The following is a 21,437-nucleotide window of genomic DNA, read 5'->3' as shown; positions in this document are numbered from 1 at the left end:
CGGGTCACAGGGTGCAGGCGGTGACCAGCGTCTCCACCTCCGCGGACAGCGCGGCGGCGAACCGGTCGAGGTCGGGGACGGCCTCGGCGTCCGCGACGAGCCCGAAGTGGACCTGTCCCCGGTAGGTCGAGATGGCGACGGCCAGTGACTGGCCCTGGGCGAGCGGGGCGAAGGGGTAGACCTCGGTGAGCGGGTTGCCGCCGAGCCGCAGGCCGAGGCTGGGCAGGGGCACGCTGGTGACGAGGATGTCGAACCAGAGCCGTGCGGCCTGTTTGACCAGCGGCCCGCCGAGCCGGTGTGCGAGCGGCGGCACATGGTCGGCGAGCAGCGCGACCGCGCCGGCACCCCTCCCCGGTCCGGCGTCCTTGTTGCGGTCCATGGCCCTGCGTACGGAGGCGAGGCGCCCGAGCGGGTCCGGATCGTCGACGGGCAGGCGCATCAGGTATCCGGAGAGCCGGTTGCCCTGCGGATGCGCGGTGCGCGGACGCCGTTTGGAGACGGGGATGAGCGCGCGCGGGGCGACGCCCTCGCTGCCGTCGCCGCGTTCGTCGAGCCAGCGCCGCAGGGCTCCGGCGACAACGGCGATGAGTACGTCGTTCACGGTCCCGCCGACGGTCTTGCGCACCTGGTGGACGTCGTCGAGGTCGACGGCGACCCCGGCGGTGCGGCGGGTGCCGGTCGATTCCGCGACGAGCGCCGCCGACGAGCGCGTACCCAGACTGTGCAGGCCGGAGCGGGCGACCGAGGCGCCGATGTCCAGGGCGCGGCCCACGTCGGAGAAGGCGTCGCGGACCAGGTCGGGCAGCTTGCGCACGTCCGGGAAGGGCCCGGTGACCGGCGGTTCGGGACGGGGGCGGGGCGCCGGCAGGTCGAGGGGGTCCATGACGCCGGCGGCGAGGGTCAGTGCGCGCAGGCCGTCGGCGAGGGCGTGGTGGAACTTGAAGAGCACGGCGAAGGAGGTGCCGTCCTCGGCGGGCAGCACATGCGCTTCCCAGGGCGGCCGGCCGCGCATCAGGGAGCGTTGCATGAGCCGTCCGGCCTCGGCGTGGAAGTCGGCGGTGGGGGCGTGCAGCCGGACGTGGTCGAGCGGGTCGAAGTTCGGTGCGGGTTCGCGGGTGGCGCCGCCGAAGGCCAGCGGGAGCCGGGGCTGCCAGACGTCCCGGATGCGCATGCGCAGTCCGGGTACGGCGGGGGCGCGGGCGGCGAGCAGGTCGGCCGCGTGTGCTCCGGCGGTGGGCGAGCTCGCGGGGAAGACGCCGAGTGCGCCCAGGTGCATGGGGTGGAGGTCGGAGTCGAGGTGCCAGAACGCCAGGTCGAGGGGGGTGAGCAGGTCCGAGGTCTCAGAGGTCAAGGGATCACTCTCGCGTCGACGACGGGTAGGTCAGTAGTCAATCGCTCACGAGCGATTACGGTCAAGTACGATCAAGCTACGCTCAGTTAACAACGGATTACGTCCCGCCGCTTCGAGAGCGGCGGGACGCCGCTGACGTACGGGGTTACTCCCTACCGCATGAGGCCTTGATTCAGGGCCGACGGCGCCGCATCCGCGTCCGTTCCCCACCCGGACGGCTCCGAGCCGACCGTGAACTCGAGCGAGCGCGCGCCCTTCAGCATCCCGCTCGTCACATACGTACGGCTGTACGAGGATCCGTCGACGGCCACCGACTGGACGTACCGTCGGCTGTCCGACGTACCCGGCGCGGTGACCGTGAGGGCGCCGAGCGGGTAGTAGCGGGGGTCGAGGGTGAGGTCGACCCGGTCGAAGACCGGAGTGGACAGGCCCCAGGTGTCGTAGCCGGGCTGCACCGGGAAGATCCCGATCGCGGACAGGACGTGCCAGGCGGACATGGTGCCCATGTCGTCGTTCCCGGTCATCCCCGTCGGGCCGTCCGTGTAGAGAGTCAGCGCGGCGTGCACGACCTCGGTCGTCTTCCAGGGCTGCCCGGTGGAGAGGTAGGTGTAGGGGGCGGTGAGGTCGACCTCGTTCTGCGGGTTGTACTTGTCCGCGTTGTAGTAGGCGTACGGGCCGTTCACCCACACGTCGCGGGCCGTCCCGGCCGGGTCCGCCTTCAGCCTGTCGTACGCGAAGAAGGCGTCGAGCCGGTCGTTGGCCGCCTGCCTGCCGCCGAGCAGGTCCACCAGGCCCGGCAGGTCCTGCGGAACGAGCCACTGGTACTGCCAGGCCGTGCCCTCGTGGAACCCCTCGCCCCTGGCCGGATCGGGGTCACCGGTGAAGGCGCCCGAGCCGTCCCGGGGCCGGAAGAACCCGGTCGAGGGGTCGAAGACCTGACGGTAGCTCCGCGCCCGCTCCGCGTAGCGGTCGGCGTCGGCCTCGTGGCCCAGTTCGCGTGCCATCTGCGCCAGCATCGCGTCGGAGAGGGCGTACTCGAGGGTGGCGGACGCGCCCCAGTGGTAGTCAGAGTCACCGGGCTTGGTGCGCGGGCGGCCCTTGAGATAGGGGGCGAAACCGTTCTCGATGTACTCGCGGTTCGCCTCGCGCCCCAGCATGGGCACAGCGGTCGGGGGCACGCCGTCGGCGTTCTTCCTCAGGGCGCGGTAGGCCCGCTCCTCGTGGCCGTGCAGCAGGCCCTGCTGGTAGGCGTGGGTGAGGAAGGGGGTGACCGGGTCGCCGGTCATGATGTTGGTCTCGACCGTGCCGTAACCCCACTTGGGCAGCCAGCCGCCCTCCTCATCGATCTTCAGCACGGAGAGCGCCATGTCCCGGGCCTCACGCGGCGCGAGCAGCGACAGGAGCTGTGCCTGGGTGCGGTAGGTGTCCCACAGGGACCAGTTCTGGTAGTACGTGAAGTCCCGCGCGCGGTGGACCTTCAGATCCCAGCCGATGTAGCGGCCGTCGGCGTCGCTGCCGATGTTGGGGGCGAGGAAGCTGCGGTACAGGGACGAGTAGAAGGTCCGGCGCAGCGTGTCCGAGCCGCCGGTCACGCCCACGTCGTCCAGGCGTGCCTCCCAGGCTTCCCGGGCCGCCTCCCGCACCTCGTCGAACGGGCGTCCGCCCTCGGCGCGCAGGTTGCCGGCCGCCCCGGCCGCGTCGACGTACGACAGTGCGGTGGTCGCCTCGACGGTGCGGTCCCCGTCCGTCGTGTCGAAGCGGACGTAGGCGCCGTCGCCCCCGGTCCGGGAGCCGCCGGTGACCGTCGTGCCGTCCCAGGTGCCGTACGCGGTGAAGGGGCGGTCGAAGCGGGTGATGGTGTGGACGGTGTACGGGTTGGTGCCCCGGCAGAAGCCGGAGCCGGTGATCGTTGTGCGCACGGTCCGGTCGTCGAGGATCTCGACCCGGCTCGCCACCTTCGTGTGCAGCGACTGGCCCGCGTTGAGCAGCACGTTGGCCTGCGCGGTCGCCGGGAAGGTGTAGCGCTGGACGCCGGTGCGCGCGGTCGCCGTCAGCTCGGCGTCGATGCCCGACTTCAGGCCGACCCGGTAGTGGCCGGGGCCCGCCGACTCGCCCTCGTGGCCGTACTCGGCGGCGTAGGCCGCGTAGTCGGTGCTCGTGATGTCGCCGGTCGTCGGCAGCACGGGCAGGTCGCCGCCGATGCGGCAGCCGACGCCGGAGAGGTGGACCAGGGAGAAGCCCCGGATACGGGTCTGGGAGTGGCGGTAGCCCGTCTTGTGCCCGGTGTCGGGCGACAGTTGCACCATGCCGAAGGGCACGGTCGCGCCGGGGAAGGTGTTGCCCTCGTTCTCCGTGCCGATGAACGGGTTGACGAGATCGGTGAGCCGACCGTCACGGGCATGGGCGGCAGGGGTGGCGAGCACGCCCGCGAACAGTGCGGCGGCCGTCACCGCCCCGGCGGTTCGCAGCATCCATCTCACAGCAAGGACCTCCGTGCGGGTCGGGCCGGTGGGCCGGGTCCCGGATCCGTTCCTCGCCGGACGCTCCGTTCCGCGCGACGGCCCGTACGGTCACCTCGCGGCCGTACGGCAACAGCCCGTTCGGCTCACACGGCGGCCCCGGACACGCCGACGGCCCCGGCGAGTACGGACTCACCGGGGCCGTCGGCGTGGAGACACCTGTGCCTACGACACGTGCTGGCCCTTCCCCAGGCCGATCACCCCGCCCTTGGACACGGTGTACAGGTCGGCGTCCCGCTCCGGGTTGACGCCGATCGTCGCGCCCGGGGGGACCTCGACGTTCTTGTCCAGGACGGCTCCGCGCACGATCGCGCCCCGCCCGATGCGCACGTTGTCGTGCAGGATCGACCCCTGCACCACGGCACCCGGATCGACGCGCACCCCGGGCGAGAGGACCGAGCGCGTGACCTGGCCCCGGATCAGACAGCCCGCGCTGATGATCGACTCGCTGGCGATGCCGCCGGCGTTGAAGCGGGCGGGCGACAACTGGCCGGAGTGTGTGTAGACGGGCCAGCTGCGGTTGTAGAGGTTGAAGGCGGGACGCTCGGCGATCAGGTCCATATGGGCGTCGTAGTACGCGTCGAGCGTGCCGACGTCCCGCCAGTAGCCCTGGTCGCGGGTGGTCTCCCCGGGGACGTGGTTCTCGCTGAAGTCGTACAGCTGGGCCTCGCCCCGGTCCGTGAGCGCGGGCAGTATCGAACCGCCCATGTCGTGGACGGAGTCACCGTCCTCGGCGTCCCGCTGGAGGGCTTCTATCAGTGCCTTGGTCGTGAAGATGTAGTTGCCCATCGAGGCGAACACGGACGCCGGGTCGTCGGGCAGGCCGGGCGGGTCGGCGGGCTTCTCCAGGAAGCCCTCCACGGTCTGGCCGTCCGTGCCGGGACTGATCACGCCGAAGGACGACGACTCGGCGCGCGGCACCCGTATGCCCGCGACGGTGACCCCGGCGCCGCTCTCGATGTGCTGGCTGAGCATCTGGCGCGGGTCCATGCGGTACACGTGGTCGGCGCCGAACACCGCGACGTAGTCGGGCTGTTCGTCGTGGACCAGGTTGAGGGACTGCAGGATGGCGTCGGCACTGCCCAGGTACCAGCGCGGGCCGAGGCGCTGCTGGGCGGGGACCGGGGTGACGTAGTTGCCGAGCAGACTGGACATCCGCCATGTGGTGGTGATGTGCCGGTCCAGCGAGTGCGACTTGTACTGCGTGAGCACGCAGATGCGCATGATGTCGGCATTGACGAGATTGGACAGGACGAAGTCGACCAGGCGATACGTTCCGCCAAAGGTCACCGCTGGTTTGGCCCGGTCAGCGGTCAGCGGCATCAGGCGTTTGCCCTCTCCGCCCGCCAGCACGATCCCGAGCACAGACGGCCCACCACGACGCATCGCCGCTCCCCTCACCGTGGTTGTGCACGATGCCTTCCCGTACGCCGGTCGGGCTAAGCCTGTTGACCATGTTTGAGGATCTCTTCATAGAGCCGTACCGTCCGCCGGGCCACCGCGTCCCAGCCGAACTCGCCCACCGCGCGCTCCCGTCCGGCGTCCCCCATGCGGCGCGCGGCCTCCGGATCACCGAGGACGGAGTCGAGGGCCCGTGCGAGGTCCGCCTCGAAGACTCCGGGGTCGTCGTCGAGGGACACCAGGACCCCGGTCTTCCCGTCCTCGACCACCTCGGGGATGCCCCCGACCCGCGAGGCCACGACGGGAGTCCCGCAGGCCATCGCCTCCAGGTTGACGATGCCCAGCGGCTCGTACACCGAAGGGCAGACGAACACGGCGGCGTGGGTGAGGAGTTGGATGACGTCCGGGCGCGGCAGCATCTGCGGGATCCAGAAGACGCCCTCGCGTACGGCGCTCAGCTCCTGGAAGAGTTCGCGGAACTCCCGGTCGATCTCCGGGGTGTCGGGAGCGCCCGCGCACAGCACGACCTGGGCAGCCGGGTCGATGTCCCGTACCGCGCGCAGCAGATGGGGCACGCCCTTCTGGCGGGTGATGCGGCCGACGAACAGGACGTAGGGCCGGGCCGGGTCGACGCCGATCCGGGTGAGGGCGTCCGTGCCGTGGTCGGGCTGGTAGAGGGTGGTGTCGATGCCGTTGTGCACGACGTGGACGGTGTCCGGGTCGAGGGCCGGGTAGCAGGCGAGGATGTCCTCGCGCATGGCCCCGGACACGGCGACCACGGCGTCGGCGGCCTCGATCGCGGTGCGCTCGGCCCAGCTCGACAGGGCGTATCCACCGCCGAGTTGCTCGGCCTTCCAGGGGCGCAGGGGCTCGAGCGAGTGCGCGGTCATGACGTGCGGGACGCCGTACAGGAGCTTGGCGAAGTGGCCGGCGAGATTGGCGTACCAGGTGTGGGAGTGGACGAGTTCGCGGCCTTCGAGGGCGGCGGCGATGGACAGGTCCGTGGAGAAGGTGCGCAGGGCGTCGTTGCTCCCGTCGAGCGCCGACCAGGGCCGGTGGCGGATGACGCCGACGCCGCGGCCCTCGCCCCAGCAGTGCACCTCCAGGTCGGTGAGGGCGCCCAACTCCCGGGCCAGGAACTCGACATGAACGCCCGCGCCGCCGTACACATCCGGCGGGTACTCCCGGGTCAGCAGGCCCACTCGCACCCAAAACTCCCTGTCTCGGCGGTTGGTTCCCACATGGTCACCCAGATGTGGCGTCCGGGGAAGACCATGGGGTGCTGGTGAAGCAGCAGTCGCCGCACACACCGCCGCCGGGCACCCGGTAGTAGAGGCAGCAACTGCGCCGCCGGAAGGCGGTGCCGATGAGGGTGCCCGTCGGGGCGAGGCGCGGGTGGGTGAACAGTTCGGCGGCGAGGGCGTGGGCGCGCGCACCGGCGTCGGTGCCCGCGCCGCGCGAGAGGCGATCGAGTTCACGGGCCGCGCCGGCCAGGGCAGAGCCCGCGTTGCCCCACAGCAGGCCCTCGGCGACGCCGTACCGGGCGTGCAGGGCGGCGTTGAGAGGCTCCAGGTGCCCTCGCACGACGAGATCCGCGACCGTCGCCGCGTCGGCCGCCCGGGGCCGTACGTCCGCGAGCCACAGGTCGTCGGGGGCACTCGACGCGGCGTCCCAGTGGAGCAGTCGGGGGTCGAGGTCGGGGACGCGGTCGTACAGGACGGCGCAGCCGAGCGCGATGGACCACAGCCTGGCCGCGAGCGCCTGTTGGGCGATCGACGCGGAAACCCGCAGCTCGGACGTGCGGAGATGGTCCGCTACGGTTCGGACACGGAAAGTTATGGAATCCGGGTAGATGTCCTCTTCGCGACGGGCGTACGCCTGCGCGAGCGTCGGCGTGGGGTCGAGAGAGTCTCCGGCCGTGTGTAGTACGAAGAAGCCGCCGAGCTCTCGCAGCGCCGTGAGATGGGGGTCGAGGTCCACGACAGGCAGTAGTACCAGGTCGGGCGGTGGCCGAGAGCAGCAGCGTCATCCTCGCGTCACCCACCCTGGGGAGGACGTGCGGACCGGCGTACTCCATCGGTAGTAGGACCCATTGAGTGCTCTGGTACGACGCGCCGACGCGCGCGAGGGGGGATCGTAGTGACTATGGAAGCCGACCGTTCGCCGCGCCGGGTCACTGGCCCGCGCCGCACGCAGAGGAGTTGCTCATGAGCGCCCTCGCGTTGTCCATCCTGCTGTCGCTCGTCTCCGCCGTCGCCTACGCCGGCGGGGCGATCGTGCAGGAGCGGGTCGCGGACTCCGAACACGGCACGTCCTACGCGCCGATGCGGAGGCCGGTGTGGTGGGCCGCCGTGGCGCTGAACGGCTTCGGCGGAGTGCTGCACGTCGTGGCACTCGCGTACGGGCCGCTGAGTGTCGTCCAGCCGATGGGCGCCCTGACCATTGTGTTCGCGCTGCCGATGGCGGCCCTGTTCGTGCGCCGCAAGGCCGGGGCGACCGCCTGGCGTGGCGCGATCATGGCGACGATCGGTCTCGCGGGTCTGCTGTCCCTGGTGGGTACGTCCGAGGCGCAGTCGCTCGGCACCACCCAGCGCGTACTGCTGGCCGTGGTGAGCGGCGCCGCGGTGGTGACGCTGATGGTGGCGGGCCGCGCCGCGCACCGGCATCCGGCGGTGCGCAGCACGCTGCTCGCGGTCGCGTCCGGTATCGCCTTCGGTATGTCGTCGGTGTTCACGAAGGTGGTCGCCGTGGACTGGTCCGGGGGTCTCTCGGCCGCGGACCTGCCCACGCTGGCGCTGATCGCCGTCATGGGTGCTTCCGGTCTGCTGCTCTCGCAGGCGGCCTACCGGGGCGGCGGCCTCGCGGCTCCGCTGGCGACACTGACGGTCGTCAACCCCGTGGTGGCGGCGGCGGTCGGCATCACGATGTTCGGGGAAACGTTCCGGTACGGCACCACGGGCACCATCCTGGCGCTGAGCTGCGGCGTGGTCGCGGCCGGCGGCCTGATCCTGCTCACCACGGAGCGGCTGCAGCACGCCCCGCACACCGACGCACCCCCGTCCGCCTTTCCTTCCCCTGCTGCACCTGCTTCACCTGTTTCCGCTGTTCCGGCACTCGCGGTACCGGAACAGGCCGAGGCCGGGCGCGAGGAGAAGGCAGCGGTGAGCGCGGGGCCCACCCAGTCGGTCCCCACCAAGCCTGTCCCCGCCCCGGCGGCGGCGCTGACGCCCCCGCAGGACACACTCGTGGAAGCCCCCATCCCCTACGGGGCCTTCTACGGCATCCCCTACGTGCCGATCCCGGTACCCGCCCGGGAACGGCACCGTATGCGGGTCAAATCCTGACGCCGCCGGCCCTGAGATAGGCCACCGGGTCGATGTCACTGCCGAAGCCGGGCCCCGTCCGCACCTCGAAGTGCAGATGCGGGCCCGTGCTGTTGCCGGTGGAGCCGGAGCGCCCGATGCGCTGTCCGGCGGACACCGACCCGCCGGCCCGCACGGAGATCGCGGACAGATGCGCGTACTGCGAGTAGCGCCCGTCGGCGTGCCGGATCACCACCTGGTAGCCGAACGACCCGCCCCACCCGGCCTCGACGACCTCGCCCGCCCCGATCGCCTTCACGGAGGTCCCGGTGGGCACCGGGAAGTCGACGCCCGTGTGGTAGCCCTTCGACCAGGAGGAACCCGACTTGTGGTACGGCGTCCCGGTCCCGGCGCTGACGGGCGCGGTGAGCGTGGCGTCGGTCCTGGGGGCCTTGGGCGCGGCGGCCTTCTCGACCGGGCGCGAAGGGGCCCTCTCCGGCCTGGGCTTGGTCTTGGCCTTCGGCTTGGACTCGGTCTTCGACTTGCGCGCGGGCTCCGTGTGGGCGGGCGCGTGCGGTGCGGCCTTCGTACGGAGGCTGAGTCGCTGGCCGGGGACGATCAGGTCGGGGTCGGCGCCGACCGTCGTGCGGTTGGCGGCGTACAGCCGCCGCCAGCCGCCCCGGACGTCCCGCTCGTCGGCGATGCCGGAGAGGGTGTCGCCGTGCACGACGGTGTACATCTCGGCGGTGCCCGCCCGGGACTGGGGCGTGGTCTGCGGCTGCACATCGCGTACGGTCCGCTGGGGCTTGTGCCCGGCGCCGCCCGACGGTCTGATGTCGGGGGTGTCGCCGCCCCGGGTGAGACCGGCGCGGACCGAGCAGGCGGGCCAGGCGCCGGGGCCCTGTCCCTCGAGCACCTTCTCGGCCACCGCTATCTGCTGGTCCCTGGTGGCCAGATCCGCGCGTCCCGCGTAGACCGTGCCGCCGTACGCCTCCCAGGTGGACTGGGTGAACTGGAGCCCGCCGTAGTACCCGTTGCCGGTGTTGATGTGCCAGTTGTTCGTGGACTCGCAGGCGGCGACCTTGTTCCAGGTCGCCGCGTCCGCCGCGTCCGCCACTCCGGCGCCGACGAACGGGAGCGCGATACCCGCGCTGCCCGCGGTGACCGTGAGAGAGGCCCGGTTGATTCTGTTCGGCTGGTACCGGCGGTGCTTGCCGCGTACGGCCATGGAAAAGCCCCCTCACCTTTGCCAGAAGTCGCAAAAGTATGTGCTGGGAACAGGCCATGACAAGACGGCAAATCAGCCTCCGCACGGCCGAAGAGCACCTGCGGGCGCACCGAAGTGGCCTGGAATACGGGCCGGTTGTGTGAACGCTGAGGCAGGTGGGGGTCCTGGTCCGTATCTGCGTACGCAGGAACGGTGGACCCGGATGTGCGGTCGACGTACCGGCACGTCAGGATGGCCCGAAGGGCAATACTGGCGAGCAGTAACGGCACCACCGATTCCAGGACCCACCGGCACCACCGTTTTCCAGGACCCACTAGGAGTCATCCGCATGAGCAACTCAGCCCAGATCGGCGTCACGGGACTCGCGGTGATGGGCCGCAACCTCGCCCGCAACTTCGCGCGCAACGGCTACACGGTCGCGCTGCACAACCGGACGGCGGCGCGTACGCACGCTCTGGTCGAGGAGTTCGGGACCGAGGGCGACTTCATCGCGGCCGACACCGCCAAGGAGTTCGTGGCGGCGCTGGAGCGGCCGCGGCGTCTGGTCGTCATGGTGAAGGCCGGTGAGCCGACCGACGCGGTGATCCAGGAGTTCGCCCCGCTCCTGGAACCCGGCGACATGATCATCGACGGCGGCAACGCGCACTTCGCGGACACCCGGCGCCGCGAGCGCGACCTGCGCGAGCAGGGCATCCACTTCGTCGGCATGGGTGTCTCGGGCGGCGAGGAGGGCGCGCTGCTCGGCCCGAGCATCATGCCGGGCGGCCCGGTCGAGTCGTACGACTCCCTCGGTCCGATGCTGGAGAAGATCTCCGCGAAGGCGGCGGACGGCACCCCCTGTGTGTCGCACGTGGGTCCCGACGGCGCCGGGCACTTCGTGAAGATGGTGCACAACGGCATCGAGTACGCCGACATGCAGCTGATCGGCGAGGCGTACCAGCTGCTGCGCGATGTCGCCGGGTACTCCCCCGCGCAGATCGCCGACATCTTCCGCACCTGGAACACGGGCCGGCTCGACTCCTACCTGATCGAGATCACCGCCGAGGTGCTGTCGCACGTGGACGCGGCGACGGGCAAGCCGTTCGTGGACGTGGTGGTGGACCAGGCCGAGCAGAAGGGCACCGGCCGCTGGACGGTCCAGATCGCCCTCGACCTCGGCGTCCCGGTGTCGGGTATCGCCGAGGCGGTCTTCGCCCGCTCGCTCTCCGGCCACGCGGCGCTGCGCGAGGCCTCGCGCGGACTGGCCGGCCCGAAGGCGACCCCGCTGAGCGAGTCGGAGGCGGCGGCCTTCGCCGACCGCGTCGAGCAGGCGCTGTACGCGTCGAAGATCGTGTCGTACACGCAGGGCTTCCACGAGATCGCGGCGGGCGGCGCCGAGTACGACTGGAACATCGACCTCGGTGCGGTCTCCGCGCTCTGGCGCGGCGGCTGCATCATCCGGGCGGCCTTCCTGGACCGGATCCGCGCCGCGTACGACGCGCGGGCCGACCTGCCGAGCCTGCTGTCCGACGAGACGTTCGCGAGGGAGATCGCGGGGGCGCAGGACGACTGGCGCGAGGTGCTGGTCGCCGCGACCCGCCAGGGCGTCCCGACGCCGGGGTTCGCGGCGGCACTCGCGTACTACGACGCGCTGCGCGCGGAGCGGTTGCCTGCGGCGCTCACGCAGGGGCAGCGGGACTTCTTCGGGGCGCACACCTACCGGCGTACGGATCGTGAGGGCGCGTTCCACACGCTGTGGGGTGGGGATCGGTCGGAGGTCGCGGGCTGAGGGCTCCGCGGGTTGGGCGGTTGATTCGTTGATTCGCTGAGGGTCGGTCAGCGGTTGCCCCCGACCCGGCCGCCTCGCCCCCCTCGCGGGGGCGCGGCGGCCGGGTCGGGGGTATCGGTTTTTTGCTGCTGGTCGGTGGGGGCTGGTCGCGCAGTTCCCCGCGCCCCTCAGGGGGTGGCGGCCTGGTGGCGTTGGTTGGTCCCCGTCAGGACAGTGGAGGGCCCGGTTCCGGGTCGGGGGTCGGTTCGGGGCCCGGGGGTTGTGGGATGGGGGATGGGGAGGGGTCCGGGGGGAGCGGGGGTTCTGGGGATGGGGGTGTCGGGGCGGGGCCCGGGGTTGGGTCCGGGAAGGGACCCGGGGTGGGGCTTGGGGGTACGGGGTGTGGGTCCGGTTGGGTCACGGTGTCCTCCAGCCAGGGGATGCGTCGGCTCTGGACTACTCCCCCGCGTACCCGGCGTACGCGCTCCCCACTCGCCTACGTGGCCGTACGGGTCGCCGTCGCGCCCGCCGCCAGCCCCGGCCGGGGGCTGGACAGCACCGGCACGGCGGTCGTCGTCAGCAGCTGCGCGGGGGACATGGAGGCCTGGGCGAGGATGATCGCGTCGGTCTTGTCGCCGGGGAGGGAATCCACCGCGTCGGCCACCGATCGGACGTAGCCGTCCATGTCGCCCTCCTGGAAGAGGGCCCAGGCGCCCTCCACGAACCGTTGCCGTACGTCGACGGGGAGCCCGGCGTGGCGCGCCTCCTCCTCGACCAACGCCACCGTGGGCCCGAACGTGCTCTCCGAGGTCGCGACGACGACCACCTTCGGGCCGATGGCCACGGCCGCCGCGGCCATCGGACGGTCCACCCGCAGCACGGGCACCCCGACCTCCTCGGCGGCGGCCTCGGCGACACCGCCGATGGAGGAGCAGGTGCAAAGCACGGCGGCGGCGCCGGCTGCGACAGCCTGGTCCAGTACGGCCCGGACGTCGTCGGACACCGCGTCGGGACCCTCGGCGCGGGCCCGGGCCAGCAGGTCCTCGTGCACCAGGTGGGCGAGTTCCAGGCCCGGGTGGTCCTCGTCGCGCAGGGCGTCGAACACCGGGATGTGCAGGGGCGAGGTGTGCAGTAGGGCTAGCACAGGACGGAGGGCCCCTTCGTTCTGGACGTCAGAAGCGGTCGGGGTGCGCTGCGAGCCACTCCTTGGCGGCGCGGAGCAGGTCGGGGTCCGCGACCGGGGCCTCGGCGGGGTGACGCTCGGCCCACTTCACGACGTACGGGCAGAGCGGGGCCACGTCGATGCCCTCGCGGGCGGCCATGGCGTAGAGCTCACGGGCCAGTGAGCCCGCGATGCCCTTTCCCTCGTGCGCCGGTTCGACGATCGTGTGGACCGGGACCAGTGCGCGTCCGCGCGCGGCCAGCACGAAGTACTCGATGCGGCCCACGACTTCGCCCGCAGCCACCGCCTCCAGGCGGCCCGCCGGTCGGTCGTCGCGGATCTCGATGTCGCTCATCGACACACACTCCTCATCGAAACTCGGGTCCATCGGGTCCATCGGGTCGCCGGACGCGCCGACTCACCGGACGCTCAGACCCTGACCGCCTGCGGACTGCGCTCCTGGTCCGAACCCGGTACCGGCTCGGCCGGGTCGGCGCCCAGTGCGACGATGCGGTTGCCCTGGTCCACATGGACCACCTTCGGCCGCAGCGCCCGCGCCTCGGCGTCGGTCACTTGAGCGTAACTGATGATGATCACCAGATCTCCGGGATGGACAAGGTGGGCCGCAGCCCCGTTGATCCCGACGACACCGGACCCCCGCTGGCCCTCGATGACGTACGTCTCCAGCCGGGCACCGTTGGTGATGTCGACGATGTGCACGAGCTCGCCGGGCAACAGGTCGGCGGCGTCGAGGAGATCGGCGTCGATGGTCACGGAGCCGACGTAGTGCAGGTCGGCCTGGGTGACGGTGGCGCGGTGGATCTTGGACTTGAACATGGTGCGCAGCACTGTGGACTCCTGGAAGTCGGCTCCCTGCCTGCTTTTGCAGGTCAAGGGCGGTCCTCACTCTACCGAGGGCGCGTGTCGGACTCGAAGATTGTGAGGAACATCGCCTCAGTCCGGGGAGAAGGCTCTCTGCACGTCCGCCTCCGTCCACTCAATGGTTCCCCTGTCGTCGGAGCGGGGTTTGCCCTGCCCGGCACGATCTCGATGTCCAGGGCCCCCGGTCCCCTGCGGGATGCCGTGCGCGCGCATCACGGCGAGCAGCCTCTGGAAGTTCGGCCGGAGCCGGCCAGGGACTCGGTGGTGGGCCACACGGCCCACGGCGGCTCGAGCGGAGTGTCTCCATCGCTCCTCCGGTGCGCTGTGCGCCGAGCCGGGTCGCACCCTCGATGTACGCCGGGCCCGAGGCCGCATACGGCACATCGCCCAGTGTGCGGATGTCGCTGCTCAGGACCGAATCGGTCAGGAGCTCAGGAAGGTCACCCGCTCGGCCGTCTCGATCATCTGCCGGGCGAAATCGCCTGAGCCGAGCGTGTCGACGCCCAGCGTCGCGGCGATGGCGCCGGCGAGATCGCCGATGGGCAGCCGGCCCCCCGGTCCCAGGGGCAGCGGTGCCAGAACCGGGCCGCTTTTCCCGTCGGGGTTGCGCAGTGACTTGCCGAACTGTCCGGCGGCCGGGAGTTCCACCGCGAAGTGCACCGCCTCGGGACGCTGTCGGACGTCCAGCCGGTTCAGTGTGCCGGCGAAGAGGCAGAGCATGAGGTCCGGGGTGAGACGGATCGTCCCCACCTCCTCCAGGGGACTGTCACGCCCCTCGGTGAACGCCTCGACGACCAGCCCGGGATAGCCGGACACGACGCCGGATCTGATCAACGCTCCGGTCACCACCGCCGCCAGGTCCACCGGCGGTCCTTCCCGGTCGAGTTCGGCGTCCGCCGCGGTCAGTCTGCCGATGCTGAAGGCGCCGTCCAGCAGATGGCGCATCCACTGCTGGTCGAGGCTGACGAACCGGATGCTCTCCACCGGCAGCAGCCGCTCGTCGGGCACGAGGTACATCAGCGGGACCCCCGCCAGACCGGCCAGGCCCGTCAGCCAGGTCCGTACCGTCTCCGGCAGCGTGTCATCGATGTCCGGGACGGCAAGCGGATAGCCCGAGGCGGGTTCCAGGGCCGCCCGCAGCCGCTTCTGACTGCGGCGCCGCTTCCAGTCGTACAACGCGGTGGCGTAGTCGGTGCTCTGCAACGCGAGCAGTCTGCCCAGTTCCCAGGCGGCGGCGTAACCGGCCTCGAACATGCCGATGTCCGGGTGGAAGCGCAGCAGCCCGTCGGCGCTGCGGGTCGCCGGGAGCGGCGACACCGCCACCGGGCCGGTGGTCAAGGGGCCCCGGTACCACGACACGGTGCTCCCGCCCTGCCGCAGGGTGTGCCGCACCGGCACCTGCCCCTGGCGCAGCAGGCCGTCCGCGGCGGCGTTGCCGCTGTCGGCCAGCCGCAGTGGGCTGCCGTGCTGAGCCAGGTCCCGGACGAGGGCGGCGAAGTTCTGGTTCTCGGCCACGCAGGCGAACCGCCAGGAGGCCAGGCTCACCAGACGTACGAGCGAGTCGGGCCCACCGGAGCCCAGGTCGAACCCGTCGGCCCGGTAACGCCCTTCCACCGACACCAGGTGCACGGTGCTCGGCTCGTCCGACGACGGCAGCCTGTTCCCCAGGACCACCGCGACGTCCGGGGCGCCCTCGGTCCGCCGGAGGTGCGCCAGGTAGGGCAGTTCCGCCGCCGACGGCAGGATCTTCTCCAGCACTTGTCTGGGGACGTCGATGACGGTGGCCTGGTCCTCGGGTGACTGGTGTGTCTCCAGCGGGGTGGCGGGAAAGTACGCCGGCCCGGCGCCGAGGTCGGCGAGCCGGACCACCTTCGGATCGGGCAGCTGCGACTGGGTGAACAGCAGCAGCGCCAGCCAGGGGCCGTCGACGCCGGACGAGCGTTCCCAGGGCAGCGTCGGCCGGTCCAGCATGACGTGCGGCAGTACGTTGCGATGGTCGCCGAGGCTGCCGTCCGGTGGGAAGACCGCCGTCACCCGGGCCGCCGGAAGGGAGAACCGGTCCGCGCTGACGGTGAACTGACGGGTCGCCGGAAACGGCTCCGGGCTTTCGGTGATCGTCTGGGTGGTGGTGATCACGTACTGCCCGGGCGGCAGGACCGGCTGGGAGTGATCGACGAACGTGATGGTGTCAGCCATGAGTGACCACCTGCGGTACCTCCAGGAACTGGTCGGCGCCGAATCCGGCGAGGTCGATCGGAACGTCGCCGAGTACCGCGTCGACCAGGGCCGCGCGGGCCTCGGCGACAGCGGGGTCCCGCAGCGCGGCGGTGATCGCGCCGACGTCCTGCGCGGTGCGGCGGACCGGCTCGGCGGCCGCCCAGCGGATCGCGTCCGGTTCGGTGAACAGCGGGGTCGCGCTCTGTAGTACGGCGCTCGGGAGGGTCGCCGAGACGGCCGGTTCCTTCGGCGGCAACGGCCGCACCGTATACCCGGTGAGCAGCTCTCCCACCAGCTGCGGCCGGTTGAGCGAGGTGCCGAACTCGCTTCCCCAGAGCGCTGACGGGAGTTGCTTGCCGACCGGCGTGAAGTCGAACAGCCGGTCGACATGTTTGCCGTCCTTGGTGATCTCGATCCGGTGCGTCGAGGTCGCGGACGCCACGTCCATCGGGCTCACCCCGAAGGTCGTACCGGCGGTGCCCGTCGACAGCTCCCTCTCGTTCCCGTCCGGGCCGCGCACCGCCCTGGTGCTCGGGATGACCGAGTCGGTGACCAGCACCAGGCCGTGCGGGTCGACCACGCCGAGGTCCGTGCCAGCGCCTGGGGCCAGCGCTCCGCCGGCCAGCGAGACGGTGGTGATCTCCTCGTGGGGCGGGAGCAGGGTCGCCTGGAACGTGCTCCACGGGATCGGGGCGGGTCCGGCGGAGCCCGACGCGCCGAAGGAGATGGTGAAGGAGATGATGCTCAGGTCGATGTGCGCGCGACCGCCGAAGTCCGGACCCCAGAACTCCACATCCGCGCCCACATGGGCGCTGATGGTGTGGCTGCCGAAGAACGAGAACGTGTACGAGGCGCCGATCGCGATGTGTACGGATGCCTCGTAGTGATACGGCTGCCACGCGATGAGGAAGTCCATCGAGGCGTCGAACCAGGCCTGTAGCGAGCCGTCGTGCCAGGTCGCGCTGAGGCTGCCGCCGGCCATCAGTGCCGAGGGGGTCAGCGCGTAGTAGGCGCTGCCGGTGAGTTGCAGGTGGGAGTTGACCTGCCAGTTGAAGCCGAGCCGCGGCACCGCCGGGTAGTGCGCGGGCACGGCGAAGTGCGGGTGGTAGCCGCCGACGCTCAGGACGAAGTCGCCGCTGTTCGGGCCGGCGAACCAGGTGCTGAACGCGAAGCCGCCGGTCAGCCGGCAGTCCCGGGAGAGCACGTAGGAGTTCGGGGTGAGTTGGGCGGCGATTGAGAAGACCCCGGCGTCGGGGGCGAAGGTGCCGCGCAGCGCCAGTTGCACCTCGGCGATCGGTGTGACGTCGGCCGCGCCCGCTTCCGGGGCCGGCAGCACGAGCGTGGACAGCCCCAGCAGGTTCATCTCGAACCCGTGCCCGAAGCCGGCCGTCAGCAGCAGGAAGGAGTCGACCATCCCGAACGAGGTGAACCTGATCCCGAACACCAGGAAGAGGTCACCGGGCGACGGCGGCAGCGCGGGGTTCAGCCGTGCCAGCTGCCCGCCCACGTCGGCGGCGGGCGAACTGCCCTTGACCACGTCGGCGATCAGCGGGAAGTCGGCGAGCTGGTCCAGCGCAGGAGGTATCAGCCTGCGGTTGTACCCGAAGCCCGCGGCCAGCCCGCGGACGAAGAAGAACGCCGGTCCGCCGATCGGCTTGTCGAGGAACGCGTACACGAACAGGGAGGGGCCCTGCGGGAGTTGGAGGTAGGAGCCGATGGCGCCAATGGACAGGTCGGCGGTGCGGATGGTCGCCGCCCCGCCGTACGCCGGATAGGTCGCGCCCTCGAACTCGACGGTGTTCTTCAGGAACGAGCCGCCGATCTCGACCGGCCCCGAGGCGTAGGCGAGGTCGAGTCCCGCCAGCCCGAAGGTCGGCATCGCGGTCGGGTCGGACAGTGCGACCCCGGCCTCCAGGCCGGTCAGGGTGAGGGTCAGTCCGGCCGCCGAGATCGAGGCGTCCAGCAGTACGGCGAGTTCGGCGCCCTCGCCGGGCGGGTGGTCGTACCGCATGCCCACCCGCTGGATGTGGATCGGCCCGAAGGACCGCTGCACCTTGTACCAGAGGGCGTCGTCGGTGGTCTGCGGCGGGTTGTCGGTGGCCGACACGTCCGGTGCGGCGGGCTGGGCGCCCGCGACCGGCAGGGTCAGGCCCTGTTCCAGGGGGCCGAGCTTCAGCAGTCCGCTGACCAGGAAGCCGGCGGGCAGGTCTCCGTCGGGCAGCTTGGCCACCTGGTCCGGCAGCATTCCGTTGACGGCGGTGACCTCGGCTGCGGCCAGGGCGGCGGAGGCCGCGACCAGCCGGAGCGGGTCGAAGCCCATCTCGCCCGCGCCGAGATGATCGCCGACGACCGGCAGGTGCGACAGGTCGACCGTGACCGCCAGGTCGGCGCCGAACAGGTACGTCGGCCCGTCGACGGCGAGGAAGGCGTCCTTCAGGTCCACGGTCAGCCCGTCCGGGACGAAGGCGGCGGCGGACGGCAGCAGGGCGGCGACCAGGTCCTTCAGCGCTGGAACGGGGTCACCGGCCGCATGGCTGTAGGCGGCGGTGAACAGGGTCGCCGTCGGCTGTTGCGCGAACCTCAGGTCGAACCGGGGAGTGAAGGGCCCGTGAGCCGTCGGTACCGTCGCGACGAGCGCGCCGGTGAGACTCCGCTTCTCGGTGTCGAGCGCGAGGGTCACGTCCACCTCGGCGGTGTCGAGGGGGAACAGCGCCTCGCCTGTGAGGAAGAGGCGGCGTGGGGTACCGGTGGACACCTCCATGCCGAGGTTCTCGATGACGAGTTGGGCGATCGGCGCGGGCAGGGCGATCGCGCCGAACCGGTCGGCGAGATCCTGGAACAGCCTGCCGATCGGGAGCTGCTGGCCGGGGCCAGTCTCGCCGGTGAACTGCCACTGCCGTTTTTCGGGCGCGGGATCGTACGCCGCGGTGACCTTGACCGCGACTCCGCCGATGCCGAACAGCGCCAGCGCCTCGAACGTGGTGCCCTGGTCGTGCCTGACGGAGACCAACACGTCGGTGAAGGAGAGCGAGTCCGTCAGATGCCAGTCACCGGCCAGCCCCACGAAAGCGTGGTAGACGGCGGCGCTTTCCTTGGTGGGTATCGTCAGGCCGAGGTCGAACTTGTACACCGACAGGTCCGGGAACGAGCTGGGGTCGGCGCCGGTGAGGCCGGTGTAGACCTCGCGCATGCTCAGCGGGCCGTCGCCCTCGCGCAGCGCGCCACCCAGCGTGCCGGTGAGAGTGTCGGCGGTGATCTCCAGGGTGCCGTCCTTGCCGATGCCGAACAGCGCGGTGAGGAGGGCGGACGGACGCGGGGAGGACAGGGGGCTGTCGATCCGGAAGGTCAGGTCGATCGCCTGCAGATCCAGCAGTCCCGGGACGACCGTCCACTCCTCCTGGGTCTCCAGAGTCAGGCTGATGGAGTCGATCGACAGGGCGGCCGGGGTCACCTGCATCGAGACCTTGGTGAGCCGCACCGGGCTGGTGACGTCGAGGCCGAACGGGACCGGCAGGGCGGACTGACCGGCGAATCCGGCGGCGTCCGCGAGGCTGATGTCACCGAGCGCCCTGAAGTCCCCGGTGAACAGCAGGCTGCCGCCCCACCCGAAGATCCGCGTGTCGATGAGGACGTCGTGCCGTGTTCCGGCCACCGTGATCGGGACGGCCGCGGTCACCGTGATCGAGCAGCGCGCCGACCAATCGATCTGGTGGTAGTTGAAGACGGGGTCCGCGGTGATCTCGTACCGCAGCTCGGTGAGGGTGAACAGGCCCAGGTCGAGGGTCAGCTTCTCGGGCCCGAACAGCAGGATGTCCGGCACGGGAGTCGTCGGGAAGCCCAGCTTCTCCCGGCCGCTCACCATGGTGATCTTCCCGGTGAGGGTGTGGGTGACGCCCGGCATCAGCAGGTCCAGCGGCACCATCGGCGTGGTGATGACCAGGACGCCGCCGAACGTCATGGCGGTGGCCGTCGAGTCCAGGACCAGCACCGGCGACCCGAACCGCAGGGTGTCGAAGATCGAGCCGCGAAGGGCCGGGAACGCCCGCGAGAACGTCCAGTCCGCGGCGCCGGCGGCCCGCACCACGACGTGCACGGAGCCGGGTGCGGCGCTGAAGGTGACGTCCAGAGCCATACCGGTGAACGGGCCTGACGCACCGGTGCCTGTCACCCTGACCCCGTCGGCGGTCTCCGTCCGGGCCGTCACCGGGTCGATGACGAAGCGTCCGTCGGGGAAGAACGAGGCGAAGAGGCCGCCCACGCCGGTCAGCGCGCCGATCGCCACATCGATCCTGGTGCCGGTCTGCCGCACCACGGTCCGGATCTCGTCAGGAGTCATCGGCTCGCCTTGAATTCACGGGTGATGGTGCCCCGGGACCCGGTGGAGAACACGTTCTTGGTGCCCTCGTAGGCGTGGACATTTTCGTCTCCTTTGGGCGGCCAGGCGTACGTGACGTGTTTGGTGATGTCGGGGCGCTCCTTGAGCTTCTCCACGTAACGCAAGATCACCTCTTTGCTCGGGTGACGGTGCTTCTTGATGTTCCGTGGGGCACTCGCGATGGCCTCGACCGGGTTCACCGCGTTGACGAAACCCTGGAGGGACGAGGTCGTGACGCTGCCGTGGTGACCCATTTGCAAGATGTCCAGCCCCGTGATCCGCTTCTTGGCCGTGTTCAGCAGGAACTGCTCGGTGTTCTTGGTCGCGTCACCCATCATCAGCAATTTCTTGCCATGGGCCTGGACGAGTGTGACGATGCTTCCCCGGTTTGCGTCGTCACTGCTGTCTGCCATGTATTTATGCTCGACGCCGGCGGCGATGATCGATATCTGGCAGTCGGTCCCTTCGTCCAGGATCAGGATGCCGCCGCAGTCGTCCTGCCGGTCGATGGTGATGTTGTCCTTGGTGTCCTTTTTCTGGACAGGTTTTCCTTGGAGGGTGACCTCCCCGTCCTCCACCTCGCCCGGGTCATCGTTCTTGACGACCTTTTGAGTGAGCCTGATGCGGGGGCGCAGGAATTCGCTTGTCTTGGCCGAAGTGTAACTACTGAAATCGTCGCTGTGGTAACACTTGTCGATAGTGTAATCGTTGCCCAGTACTTCTCTGAGCTTGTTGTAGTGGTCGCCGTCCGGGTGGGTGAGGATCAGGATGTCGATCACGTTCTTCTGGCCGAGATACTTCGTGTCGGCCAGGACATCGCGCATCCGCTTGATGAGATCGGCGTCGCTGTTGGGGAGTTTGTTTCCCTCGATGGACTCGTGGTCCGTTCCCAGTGAGCCGCCATCGAAGAGGATGACCTTTCCGCCCGGTGTGCACATCACGGCGAAGTCACCTTGACCGACTTCGACGAAGGAGACATACAGATTACCGTCGCCTCTGTTGCCCTTCGGGTCCGGTTTGCGCTTGCTTATCTCGGACCGTAGATTCTCCAGAAATTCCAGGCGCTTCGCCTCGGCATCTTGCTCCTCCTTCTCTTTCCGCTCTTTCCGTGCTTGCTCCGCCGACTTCCTCGTGCTGCGCCTCACGGGCGGGGCGGGATCGGGATCGTCATCGGGGCGTTTCCGTTTTTTATCGGTGGGCATCGGTGTGGACATCGGTCACCTCATCCCGGCTCTTCGGCCGTACGTCCGTCC

General features: G+C 70.4%; 14 protein-coding genes. 2 read left to right on the top strand and 12 right to left on the bottom strand.

The features are described from left to right. Window positions 1-4: 4 nt before the first annotated feature. From PV396_RS08075 to PV396_RS08055, 5 genes are all read right to left on the bottom strand, one after another. Window positions 5-1,351 carry a wax ester/triacylglycerol synthase family O-acyltransferase gene (locus PV396_RS08075; RefSeq protein ID WP_319201858.1) on the bottom strand — a complete coding sequence of 449 codons (1,347 nt, stop codon included), beginning with the start codon at window positions 1,349-1,351 and terminating at the stop codon, window positions 5-7. Window positions 1,352-1,503: 152 nt separating this feature from the next. Next, entirely contained in the window at window positions 1,504-3,822 is a 2,319-nt protein-coding gene (locus PV396_RS08070) for a GH92 family glycosyl hydrolase (RefSeq protein ID WP_319201856.1), read from the bottom strand. A gap of 213 nt (window positions 3,823-4,035) precedes the next feature. Continuing rightward, complete coding sequence (gene glgC / locus PV396_RS08065; protein ID WP_319201854.1) at window positions 4,036-5,256, bottom strand: glucose-1-phosphate adenylyltransferase; 1,221 nt, start codon at window positions 5,254-5,256, stop codon at window positions 4,036-4,038. A gap of 53 nt (window positions 5,257-5,309) precedes the next feature. Then, the gene (glgA, locus tag PV396_RS08060; protein ID WP_319201852.1) at window positions 5,310-6,479 is read right to left on the bottom strand and encodes a glycogen synthase; all 1,170 of its coding nucleotides are present in this window, start codon (window positions 6,477-6,479) and stop codon (window positions 5,310-5,312) included. Between the two features lie 37 nt (window positions 6,480-6,516). Then, window positions 6,517-7,251: a (2Fe-2S)-binding protein gene (locus tag PV396_RS08055; RefSeq protein WP_319201850.1), complete on the bottom strand. Its 735-nt coding sequence runs from the start codon at window positions 7,249-7,251 to the stop codon at window positions 6,517-6,519. A gap of 227 nt (window positions 7,252-7,478) precedes the next feature. Between PV396_RS08055 and PV396_RS08050 the strand changes: the two genes are divergently transcribed. After that, window positions 7,479-8,615 carry a DMT family transporter gene (locus tag PV396_RS08050; protein ID WP_319201848.1) on the top strand — a complete coding sequence of 379 codons (1,137 nt, stop codon included), beginning with the start codon at window positions 7,479-7,481 and terminating at the stop codon, window positions 8,613-8,615. On the opposite strand, the gene PV396_RS08045 is transcribed toward PV396_RS08050, so the two are convergent. Further along, window positions 8,605-9,801, bottom strand: a complete 1,197-nt coding sequence (locus tag PV396_RS08045; protein WP_319201846.1) for a transglycosylase family protein — start codon at window positions 9,799-9,801, stop codon at window positions 8,605-8,607. The genes PV396_RS08050 and PV396_RS08045 overlap by 11 nt on opposite strands. A gap of 328 nt (window positions 9,802-10,129) precedes the next feature. On the opposite strand from PV396_RS08045, the gene gndA reads away from it, so the two are divergent. Continuing rightward, the gene (gene gndA, locus PV396_RS08040; RefSeq protein WP_319201844.1) at window positions 10,130-11,569 is read left to right on the top strand and encodes an NADP-dependent phosphogluconate dehydrogenase; all 1,440 of its coding nucleotides are present in this window, start codon (window positions 10,130-10,132) and stop codon (window positions 11,567-11,569) included. A gap of 475 nt (window positions 11,570-12,044) precedes the next feature. On the opposite strand, the gene PV396_RS08035 is transcribed toward gndA, so the two are convergent. The 6 genes from PV396_RS08035 to PV396_RS08010 all read right to left on the bottom strand — a co-directional run bounded on the left by PV396_RS08035 (window position 12,045) and on the right by PV396_RS08010 (window position 21,398). Beyond that, window positions 12,045-12,692 carry an aspartate/glutamate racemase family protein gene (locus PV396_RS08035; RefSeq protein WP_319201842.1) on the bottom strand — a complete coding sequence of 216 codons (648 nt, stop codon included), beginning with the start codon at window positions 12,690-12,692 and terminating at the stop codon, window positions 12,045-12,047. Window positions 12,693-12,720: 28 nt separating this feature from the next. Then, window positions 12,721-13,065 carry a GNAT family N-acetyltransferase gene (locus tag PV396_RS08030; RefSeq protein ID WP_319201840.1) on the bottom strand — a complete coding sequence of 115 codons (345 nt, stop codon included), beginning with the start codon at window positions 13,063-13,065 and terminating at the stop codon, window positions 12,721-12,723. A 74-nt stretch (window positions 13,066-13,139) separates the two neighbouring features. Next, complete coding sequence (gene panD / locus PV396_RS08025; RefSeq protein ID WP_319202312.1) at window positions 13,140-13,559, bottom strand: aspartate 1-decarboxylase; 420 nt, start codon at window positions 13,557-13,559, stop codon at window positions 13,140-13,142. 456 nt (window positions 13,560-14,015) lie between these two features. Further along, window positions 14,016-15,788: a hypothetical protein gene (locus PV396_RS08020; RefSeq protein WP_319201838.1), complete on the bottom strand. Its 1,773-nt coding sequence runs from the start codon at window positions 15,786-15,788 to the stop codon at window positions 14,016-14,018. Then, window positions 15,781-20,145, bottom strand: a complete 4,365-nt coding sequence (locus tag PV396_RS08015; protein WP_319201836.1) for a DUF6603 domain-containing protein — start codon at window positions 20,143-20,145, stop codon at window positions 15,781-15,783. Before PV396_RS08015 ends, PV396_RS08020 begins: the two co-directional genes overlap by 8 nt. Next, complete coding sequence (locus PV396_RS08010) at window positions 20,142-21,398, bottom strand: hypothetical protein (protein WP_319201834.1); 1,257 nt, start codon at window positions 21,396-21,398, stop codon at window positions 20,142-20,144. The genes PV396_RS08015 and PV396_RS08010 overlap by 4 nt, the downstream gene beginning before the upstream one ends. Window positions 21,399-21,437: the final 39 nt, after the last annotated feature.

The organism is Streptomyces sp. ME02-8801-2C (assembly GCF_033793965.1).
Taxonomy (GTDB): Bacteria; Actinomycetota; Actinomycetes; order Streptomycetales; family Streptomycetaceae; genus Streptomyces.
Note: the sequence above shows the minus strand (reverse complement) of the source record. Positions and strands in the feature narration are given on the sequence as shown.

Coding starts and splice junctions, on each gene's coding strand:
- PV396_RS08070 (WP_319201856.1), bottom strand. CDS start 3,822: ATGCTGCGAACCGCCGGGGCGGTGACGGCCGCCGCACTGTTCGCGGGC.
- glgC (WP_319201854.1), bottom strand. CDS start 5,256: ATGCGTCGTGGTGGGCCGTCTGTGCTCGGGATCGTGCTGGCGGGCGGA.
- PV396_RS08050 (WP_319201848.1), top strand. CDS start 7,479: ATGAGCGCCCTCGCGTTGTCCATCCTGCTGTCGCTCGTCTCCGCCGTC.
- PV396_RS08045 (WP_319201846.1), bottom strand. CDS start 9,801: ATGGCCGTACGCGGCAAGCACCGCCGGTACCAGCCGAACAGAATCAAC.
- gndA (WP_319201844.1), top strand. CDS start 10,130: ATGAGCAACTCAGCCCAGATCGGCGTCACGGGACTCGCGGTGATGGGC.
- PV396_RS08030 (WP_319201840.1), bottom strand. CDS start 13,065: ATGAGCGACATCGAGATCCGCGACGACCGACCGGCGGGCCGCCTGGAG.
- PV396_RS08020 (WP_319201838.1), bottom strand. CDS start 15,788: ATGGCTGACACCATCACGTTCGTCGATCACTCCCAGCCGGTCCTGCCG.
- PV396_RS08015 (WP_319201836.1), bottom strand. CDS start 20,145: ATGACTCCTGACGAGATCCGGACCGTGGTGCGGCAGACCGGCACCAGG.
- PV396_RS08010 (WP_319201834.1), bottom strand. CDS start 21,398: ATGTCCACACCGATGCCCACCGATAAAAAACGGAAACGCCCCGATGAC.